Source organism: Bifidobacterium sp. ESL0784 (assembly GCF_029433295.1).
Taxonomy (GTDB): Bacteria; Actinomycetota; Actinomycetes; order Actinomycetales; family Bifidobacteriaceae; genus Bifidobacterium.
The window spans coordinates 509,386-518,490 of record NZ_JAQTHV010000003.1; the positions used below are offsets into that span (position 1 = coordinate 509,386).

Genomic DNA, 9,105 nt, shown 5'->3' on the forward strand with positions numbered 1-9,105 from the left:
TCACCCCAATAGTCATGAAAGCGAAGCAACGGCAGCCGACGAAGGATGATGCGGCCTACCTAGAGTGCCTGAAGACGTTCCTTCGGTAGGCGACGGACTTGCGGCGGCGTACCGCTACAACAGCGCCGATAACGCTAAGCGCCACCACGATGATGCCGCCGAAGACCAGTGGCAGCAGAAGCCCGCGAGCCATCATGTAGGCCCACCAGCTCGTGGCCACCACGATGCCGGAATAGACGGCCGTTGTGCTATTGCCAGCCATATCGGTGGATACGACCTCCACGACGTGCTCGTGCTGGTCGGCATCGAGGCGCCGGCTCATCGGGGAGAGCGTACTCTTGCCCTTCCACTGCCCCACGGTTCGCCCATCGACCTTGAGTTTGACCGATTTGAGCGCCACGTCGTCCTTGGCATCGACCACAAGGTCGCGCGAAGGCACATAGACCACAGCGTTGCTCTTGAGCTCGTCCACCGAGGCCGTCGGCTTGTCGTGGTCCACTGCGAAGTTGATCTGGGCGTCACCGTTGCGTGCCTCGTTCTTCTTGTTCATCGTGTTCTGCGAAAGGTTGCCCGCAGCATCGACCGAAGACAGACGCAGCCGGTAATAGCCATCGCCATTGAAGAGGGTGGCCGGGAAATCGTAGGTGTCCTCTTGCCAACCGCTGGTCTGATCGCTGACCAGATGGTAGTCCTGCGCCGCCGAAATCGACCTGACGCTCTGATTGTGGACCAGTTCCGTATGCGACTTGTCGAAGTTCAGACCGCTGACGTTGATCTCGGTGACGTGCACCTCCTGCGGAACCTTGATGTAGCGACCCAGAATGTTCTGTGTGGCCCCGTCGAGGATGTAGTTGGAACCGAAGCGGTTCAAGCTAAACACCACCTTCTGCTCGCTCTCGTTGCCCGCTTTGTCCTTGACCTTTGCGTCGAGCGTGTAAACGTCGTCGTTGTCGACGGTGTGTTCCACGTCCGGCAGGGCGACGGACTTTGACGTGCTGCTGTCCTGTTCCTGGCTTTCAAGGAAGACATCGTTGTCGTTCGACTGTCCGCGCTTCGCGTTCTGGTCTTTCTTGCTTGGGTCGGGGTTCCTGGTGCGCGTCAGCGTGTAATCGGCGAACATCGGGTCGAAGTTGGTGTCGCTGAAATCAATCTGCGGCGTCACCTTGCCCGCGTAGGCGGTCTTGTCGGCGACCTGGCTAATTGCCAGTTTCGGCTTGGTCAAATCGATGACGAACTCAGGCTCTTCGACGGCCTCGGCGGTGTTGCCCGCCAGGTCGGTGGCCGTCACCTTGATCGAGTAGTGCAGCTCGCCCATGAACGGCACCGAAGTGGTGCGTTCGTAATCCTTGTTCGCTTCGGACCAGGGGGCCGCGGCCGGAGGGGTTACTGCAACCCCGTTGGCGTCCTTCGCGCTTACGGTCACCGCGGTGTCGGCAGGGCTGAAGTTGCGCTCCGTCTGTTTGATGCTTGCGGTGCGCACGGCCTTGTAATAGTTGCCGTTCTCGGCGTCGTTGTTGTCGAATTTCATCTCGAGTACCGGCTTTTGCGTGTCGATGGTGAATTCGTCATGGAACGGGACGGCGACATGGCCGGCCGGATCGGTCAGCGAGACGTCGAAGGCCCAGTCGGCATCATGGTCGCACGGCACCTGCGCCACCCACGTCGAGCCGTCCTTGTTCGGGTTGGCGAACTTGTCGGCATCGACCGTCATCTTCGAGCCGTCAGCCTGGGTGACGACGATATCGCGGTATTTGTCGTTGTCCTTGATGAAGTCGAAGTTCGATTCATTGATGGTCACCGTCGCCGTGCGATTGGCTTTGTAATACTTACCGTTGCGCACGTCATTGTTGTCGTAGACCACACCGATCGTCGGGGTCTTGGTATCGATCGCGATACCCGTGGTGCCCTTCGGCAGGTTGGAGAGCAGTCTGGGTTTGTCCTTGTCCGCGACATAGCCGGAAGGCATCACCGTGTCACCCAAATCCAGCGAGCTGACGTTGCCTGCCCTGTCGCTGATGTGCAGGGTCGAGCCCTTGAGCGTCAACCGCTCAGAATCGTCGCCGAAACTCACCGACACGTCTGTCTGGTGATTGCCTGTATCGCGGCTATCGATCTTGCTATTGGGACTATTGGTCCCCTGTTCGGAAAACACTCCATGGAATGCAGGGCCGGTGCCCTGGCACTGCCCGTCGTTGACATTACAGACACCCGAAACATCATCAGCCGCAGATATGTTAATAATCTCCGGCTGAGTCGCAAAGACCCAGTTCCATTGCGAAGGACTGGCAGGCTCGAAATCAACCTTGGAGAACCGCGGCGCGGTGTAGTCCACACCAAATTCAAGATTTGGACTCTGAATCGACACTCCTCCAATAGTTTGATACGTCAGCTTGAAGCCGTATCGACCTTCCACGGTCCTGCCTGCGCCCTCTCCGCTGCCGTTAGTCGGCAACTGCACATTCATAATCCAGTTATCGCCTTCGCCTGCTGTGAATTCTCCCAAAGACACTTCACCCGGATTTCCTGGTTCAGGAGCAAGCATGCTTTTGTTGGCCGACAATCTGGAAGCAACTGGGAACCATTTGTCATTCACAGTAACTTTGAGCGCTGCAGAATTTCTGTGCCAGGTATTGCCGTCCGTGCAACCTTTCTGCTTGTCTTTTATCAAGTCGCAAACCTGAAGAGTTGCCTTTTTATCGTCTTTTTGCCCATCTATTACGATTATTTCATTGCCGTCATCAGTGAGCTGACTGAACTTTTTCTCGCTCACATTGCCGGCGTTATCGGCGGCATGCACAACGATGTCAGAAAGCAGGTATGCGCCATCCTCATTAAATTTCAGCGTATTTTCATTGTTCAGCCAACCACTGGCAGTGTCAAACTTGTCTTCGGTCAGATCAATATGCGTCAAATGACAGCCATCATCCGCCGCACAAGCTTGTTCTTGGCCGTTTCCCTCCCGTTTCGCGGCATCGAGGACTTCTGCATATGTATCATACTTTCGATACTCAATCCAAGACTCGTTGCTCTTCTCAGGGTTAGATTTATGGGTAAGCTTGACTTGGGACGTCCATTTCTCGTTCATAACGGATATGTTGTCCGCGGAAATATCCTTTGGCAATATATCTTGCATCCTTATGTTGTATGCCATCGGCTTTTGCGCAACAGTCGCCAGAACCTGTATCGACTTGTTACCGGATAGCTTCTGACTGAACGAATTATCACTGGAAGCAGTAGGCGACAAATCCAGCTTCGCACCCGTTACTTTTGGACCTGTGCCATCTACAAGAACATTCGCTTCAGGAAGAGGCAAAAACTCACGTGAAGCGTTCCCATCATCGGTGTTTTGCCCCGGTAAATTGGCAGACTTCCTAAAGGAAAGGGTGAATTCCACTCCTGTATATCCACCTTCATGGAGAAGCATCGTGGAATATTCTTTTTCAATTCCAGTTAAATCTTTGCAGCTTCTATCTTTTCCAGAGACTGGGCAAATATCAATTGGATCTGATGTTATTGGTTTCAGAGGGACAGAAGTAGTATCGGTATACGTATAAGTAAGCCTCGGATCAAAATTCCTCAACTGATAAATGAGTGTCTGGAACTTTCCCTTGAACCGTGCAGTCACCATAACAGAATGTGCTTTTACGGTATTTTGCGTACAAACCCCGTTATCGTAATTTGAGCATGGAGCTATTTCTGGATTAGTGGAAGAATTAATCAAAGGATTATCGGGAAAATTACCAGAATCATCCAAAGGTGTAATTACTTCGGTGATATTGTTAGGCAAATCCATTTTGTTCGGCGTATTATATATGTTCCAATTCTTTATGTTATTTTGCTTGAATGCAGGCATATCAGCAAGAGAAGAGGACGAGTTATTGCCCGCTCTATCAGAAACCGAAAAAACAAGCTTGCCCAGATTCACAGCGACGCTTTGACCATATTGATTACGTTGTATATAGTTGAGTTTCACCAACATGTCCAGATTCATTGTGAACTGAACACATTGAGAATCAGGGTTGATAGCGCAAGTTTCAGTATCAATATTTTTTAAAGCATTACCGGAATCGGGGTACTGAACATTTATCTTCTGCCCGGCGACAAGACCCGAAGCCGGGGCAAAAGTATCCGGTTGACCCGAAGTTGACTGTATTTTTTGCTGTGGATCTGAAGCTCTGACCTGAATCGTGATTCCGATGCCACTGGAATCTTTTGATGAGCTTTGTAAGGGCACTATCCCATCTGGGTTAAGATCATCAGCATAGTGTATTTCACTAGAAGAAACAGTAAAGTCAGGAACTTGGGTATCTGCGTAAATCGGAAGTTTTACGAATTGTCCTGTTTTAAAGGTCACCGGAGCTCCGGTCCCCGGGGCTTCAGCAAAGCCGGATCCAATTCGAACATATACGTACATTGGTTGATCCGAAAGAATTGGCTCGACAGTTACGCTGTTTAAATTCGGGTTGCTGGGAGAAAAAATTTTTTCCCCGCCCTTGATTACAGGAGAATCCTTGGAGACTTGGTATCCTTGGGCGGCAGAAGCGGAATCCACTGTTACCGTTATTTTCGGATGATCTTTGTTCGCCCAAATACGTAATGGGTCGTACTGTGGATCCTGACTATTTGCGTCATTACTCCACCAGTTCCCCGAGTAATGAGCATCCAGATCCGTTTCTGAATTACCGTAAGTGATCTTGATATGCGAAGCGAGATTGTTTTGTGGATTTCTCGCATAAGGAGCCACAGCAATCTCACTATCGGGAACATTGGGAAGTTGCGGCGTCACAGGAGAAGCGTCGGAACCCGGTGAAGGAGCAGCCGGTTGAGGCTGCGATCCTGTTGCCGGATCGGTTTGAGGGCCTATCACTGAATTAGTTTGCGAGGAATTAGGCTGAGAACTCGAAGAATTCCCCGCAGCTGACGCCGCAACAGCAGCACCGCATCCGAACACGGCACACAACGCAACCGCACAAACCGCTGTACGGACAGCATGAAAATGCTTGTTTCTCATTCTAATTCCTCACATCATTTATCTATAAAACTGAAAATCTTTCAAACCATAGAAGCCAATCCGTCAATGGGATTGACGCTCAGGCATGACGACGTGCCATGAACAGGCCTGCACCGAGCAGCATCACCAACGCCCCCATACCGGCAATGCCGAGCACCGATGTACCTGTCTCGGCCAGAGACCCCGAAGCGGCCGCCTTCGGCTGTTGCACATTGGCAGAAACAGGGTTGCCAGAAACCGGTTTCTGGACAGAAGACGGGGCCGGAGTAGAAGACGGGGTCGGAGCCGCCGAAGGCACGGACGGGCCAGAAACGGAATACGTCGTAAAACTGTTATAATCATAGTTATACATATTGGGTGGTTGGTTAGGGAAATGGTAATCAGCAACAAAACCTATCGAGTCTCCCTCATTCAGGCCGGTCCAACTGACCACACCAGTTACAGGATCGAAGACCCCGGAACTCGGGGTGATGGTCGTCGGGCGAATATATTCCCCATCCAAGCCCCTCGGAGTTTGCAGCCATGTCGCAGCCGGCTGAGGATTCATAGCCGGAATCTGCTCAGGGGCGTACAAATTAATCATGTCAGATCGGGATGCGAACGGCTTTAGCGGACGAAGATCAGCGATGTGGTTCCCATCGACCGACAGGTCCCTCAGTTGCGTCAACCCGGAAAGAACAGAGATATCGGTAATCTCATCACGCTCGAGAGCGAGCGTCGTCAGATTCGTCAACCCCCTTAGCGGGGAAATGTCCGAAACAGAACTATACGACACATTCAAATGAGTCAACTGAGTCAAGCCCGCCAATGGAGAAAGATCGCTTAACGTAGTATTAGCGGTCTCCAGGTAACCCAGATTAGTGAGGTACTGAACCCCTTGCAACGAAACATAATGGTTTCGCAATAAAACGACGCTGTCAGCGACCTGCTGAGTAAACACGTCGCCGACTGCGACCCCGCCCTTGGCCGCGACATCAGCGGCTAGCCTCGTGTCCGGGAAGCACTGGGCGATGGTGCTCGTACCCACCACACAATTGCCCCGCGTCTCCACGGCATTCGCCGAACCCGGCACCAACATCGCCACCGCGGCCACGCCCGCTGCACAGGCCGCCAACGACCTGCGCACGCCTTTCCTTGAAAACCTCATCTTCTTTTCCTTTCAATCAATCGGTCAGACCAAAACCACTCAGGCCCGCCCGAAACCAACAAATTGCAAAAACCTAAAACCAAGCAGTCATCCGCCAAAGCAACCAGGCGAAGGCGCTACCCTACAAGTCCCCGTCATCGTTGACCGCCGCCTTTCGGCTTGCTGCCACGAAGCAAGGTTGTTGAGGGCTCTTCATCGCCGTCATCTGCCGAATGCTTCGAAGCGCCACCAAGCAACGTCGTGGAAAACTTCTCATCATCGCCATCCGCAGAACTAGAAGAGGCACCGCCAAGCAAGGTTGTCGAGGGTTCATCCTCATCTTCAGCTTCAGCCGCCTTATGCGATGCAACGGGCTTGCCCTTGCTCGAACCCTTCAACAGGGTGGTCGCGCCTTCTTCGTCGTCAACGCCGACCTGTCGATCTCGCCCAAGCAGGGTGGTTGAAAGCCCTTCTTCTCCATCCGCCTCGGCACCGTCGGCTTGCCGACTTTGCCCCAGCAATGTGGTTCCAGCGTTTTCCTCATCCTCTGACCCAGCAGAAGACTCAGCAGATATCGAATCCCCAACGAAAGGTGAGCCGCCGCCCAACGCCTCCGAATCAGATCCACCGTGTATCTGGTCGGCACGCCAAGGCGTCTCATTCTCTTGTACCTCAGAGCGCCTGGAATCGACCTTCCAACGACCGCTTTCGCGGCGAAGCTCGGCGATGCGGCGTTCTGCGGTCTTGCCGGTCAACGTGTCACGGATGGCCCTGATGTTCCAAGCGAAATACAAAATGACGGCCACGATGGCGCAGACCACGGCCAGCGAGAACAGCACAACAGCGGTAATCTTGAATCCCGAACTCATAGCCTGGTCTCCTTCCCGCCGTTATTGGCGGCACCGCCTGCATCATTGGTTCCTGCGATATCCACGAACGCCTCGGCCACCGCCTGCCTGGCAGGCGCGATGGAGCCGGTCGCCTGGTCCTTTGCCTGCCGCAACTTGGCCGTGGTGGGATCGACGCCTTGCGAAAGATTCTGCGCCACATCGATGGCCTTGTTCAATTGGTCCTGGCTAACGCCGTCGGCACGGAATTTGCGCGGATAGGTACGCAACGCTTCAAGCACGGTGTTGACGGTCGAAAGCTTCATGACATCGTTGCTGCTCGTCTGCATCATGTGCATGAGCGAGTTCAGATTCTTGAAGTACGGCGCATACTTTCCGGCGTCCGACCCCTCGTTGATCAACGGGACTATCGAGGTATTGAAATCTGCGATGGTGGCATAAAGCTTGGCCAGCTTCTGATCCCGGAAATTCGTGTTACCAGCTACGTTCATCCAATGCGAGGCGGCGGTGATACGCAGATACTGCGATTGCGCGTTGGAATCGCTTCCCACGTCGGGACTCTTCGAAGGATCAACCGAATAGTAGTACCAATAAAGTTTGCCGACGTCGAAGCAAAGACGCCCCCAATTCCCGCCCTGCTTCTGCAAAACCTCAGAATGGTCGTCGAGCGATTGCTGCAACTGGTGTTCCTCGGAAGCGCTGAACACCCCGTCGGATTCATAACGCTTGATCAGCCCCTCATACGGGTCTATGGCACTTGGTCTGATATTCGCGGCCGTGACGTAATGCGCATCGGCATCATTATTGTCCGTCGACTGTGCGGCCAGGCTCATCTGCAGGTCATAATTCGAATTCGCATTGACCGCCCCGGCCGCCATCGTGGCACCGCCTGATACCAAAGCGACGACACTCGCCACGCACAGCACACAGAACGCACGCCATTTCATCTGCATGGTCTTGCGTCGTTTCGTGTCCCTATCGGAATAATGCTCAAGGTCGTAGGCAAATTGCGCGCAATCCTGATATCGCTGATCCGGATCATGCTGCATGGCCTTGCTCAGCACACGTTCCAGCCCCACGGAAGCCGACGGCAAAACCTGGCGCAACGGAGCCGCCTTGTAGGGTTCGCCTTCGATCGGCTTGCCGGTAAGCAACACATAGAGCAACGCGCCCAAGCCATAAACGTCGGTACGTGCATCGCAACGGCCGAACTCGTCGTACTGCTCGGGAGCGGCGTAACCCGGCGTGCCCATTCGCGCTTCATAGTCTTTGGGCAGTTCGCCACGTTTCGGCGGTATTTCGCAGGCAATGCCGAAATCGATGATGCGGACGGCGCCTTCCGGGGTCACCATGACGTTCGAGGGTTTCATATCACGGTAAACGATTGGCGGGATGCGCTGGTGCAGGTAATCGAGGGCGTCGCATAGCTGGATGCCCCACGCGGTCACCCGCTCCTCGCTTTGCGCGCCTTCCTTGGCAACCAGCGCGGAAAGCGTCTCGCCTTCGATATAGTCCATGACGATATAAAGACTGCCGTTTTCCTCAATCAGATCGACGATACGGGGAATGGCGGGATGATCGAAGGTCTTGATGAGGTTGGCTTCGCTGATCAGGCCGTCGATGATGAACTTGCGCTGTTCCTTGTCCGGGATATGACGAATCTCCTTGACGGCCCACTGCTTATGCAGCGTGGCGTCAAGCGCCAAATACACGGTGGACATGCCACCGTGCCCGATTTCCGTCAGCAATTCGTAATGCTTGCCGACCCATCTGTTGCCTTTATTCGCCACCAGCTTCTCCCTATAAAAGCTTCGCCGGTCTTGACCGATATCAACCGATTACACTAGATTCAAAATATCATATCTAAATGACTTTTATTATAATATACAATCTTAGGCGTAATTACCATTATTCGCCGCCAGCGGCACGGCACGCCAATCTGCCGACACCCCGCTGGGCAACGGTTGCGGTAGAGTAAATGAGGTCTTCGGGCAATTAGCTCAGTTGGTTAGAGCGCCACCTTTACACGGTGGATGTCAGGGGTTCGAATCCCTTATTGCCCACACATTCGAACCCTTGGAATCGCAATGATTTCAAGGGTTCATTTTTTGATTAGAGAC

Annotated in this window: 5 protein-coding genes and 1 tRNA gene; 2 read left to right on the forward strand and 4 right to left on the reverse strand. The window is 53.5% G+C overall.

The annotated features are described in order from the left end of the window. Positions 1-55 precede the first annotated feature (55 nt). A complete protein-coding gene (locus PT279_RS06585; RefSeq protein WP_277166583.1) occupies positions 56-2,464 on the reverse strand; it encodes an Ig-like domain repeat protein in 2,409 nt (802 codons plus the stop codon). A 156-nt stretch (positions 2,465-2,620) separates the two neighbouring features. Here PT279_RS06585 and PT279_RS06590 point away from each other — a divergent pair, with 156 nt between their 5' ends. Beyond that, positions 2,621-3,202, forward strand: coding sequence for a hypothetical protein (locus tag PT279_RS06590; RefSeq protein WP_277166584.1), 582 nt, complete (start codon positions 2,621-2,623; stop codon positions 3,200-3,202). A 1,888-nt stretch (positions 3,203-5,090) separates the two neighbouring features. On the opposite strand, the gene PT279_RS06595 is transcribed toward PT279_RS06590, so the two are convergent. The 3 genes from PT279_RS06595 to PT279_RS06605 form a co-directional block, all read right to left on the reverse strand. Further along, positions 5,091-6,158 carry a leucine-rich repeat domain-containing protein gene (locus PT279_RS06595; RefSeq protein WP_277166585.1) on the reverse strand — a complete coding sequence of 356 codons (1,068 nt, stop codon included), beginning with the start codon at positions 6,156-6,158 and terminating at the stop codon, positions 5,091-5,093. Positions 6,159-6,292: 134 nt separating this feature from the next. Next, complete coding sequence (locus PT279_RS06600; RefSeq protein WP_277166586.1) at positions 6,293-7,006, reverse strand: hypothetical protein; 714 nt, start codon at positions 7,004-7,006, stop codon at positions 6,293-6,295. Continuing rightward, positions 7,003-8,775: a serine/threonine-protein kinase gene (locus PT279_RS06605; RefSeq protein WP_277166587.1), complete on the reverse strand. Its 1,773-nt coding sequence runs from the start codon at positions 8,773-8,775 to the stop codon at positions 7,003-7,005. Before PT279_RS06605 ends, PT279_RS06600 begins: the two co-directional genes overlap by 4 nt. 199 nt (positions 8,776-8,974) lie before the next feature. Between PT279_RS06605 and PT279_RS06610 the strand changes: the two genes are divergently transcribed. Beyond that, positions 8,975-9,048: transfer RNA gene (locus PT279_RS06610), tRNA-Val, on the forward strand. Positions 9,049-9,105: the final 57 nt, after the last annotated feature.

Bases quoted from the DNA above. Each gene is read 5' to 3' on its own strand.
- PT279_RS06585 (WP_277166583.1), bottom strand. From the start codon at position 2,464: ATGAATGTGCAGTTGCCGACTAACGGCAGCGGAGAGGGCGCAGGCAGG.
- PT279_RS06595 (WP_277166585.1), bottom strand. From the start codon at position 6,158: ATGAGGTTTTCAAGGAAAGGCGTGCGCAGGTCGTTGGCGGCCTGTGCA.
- PT279_RS06600 (WP_277166586.1), bottom strand. From the start codon at position 7,006: ATGAGTTCGGGATTCAAGATTACCGCTGTTGTGCTGTTCTCGCTGGCC.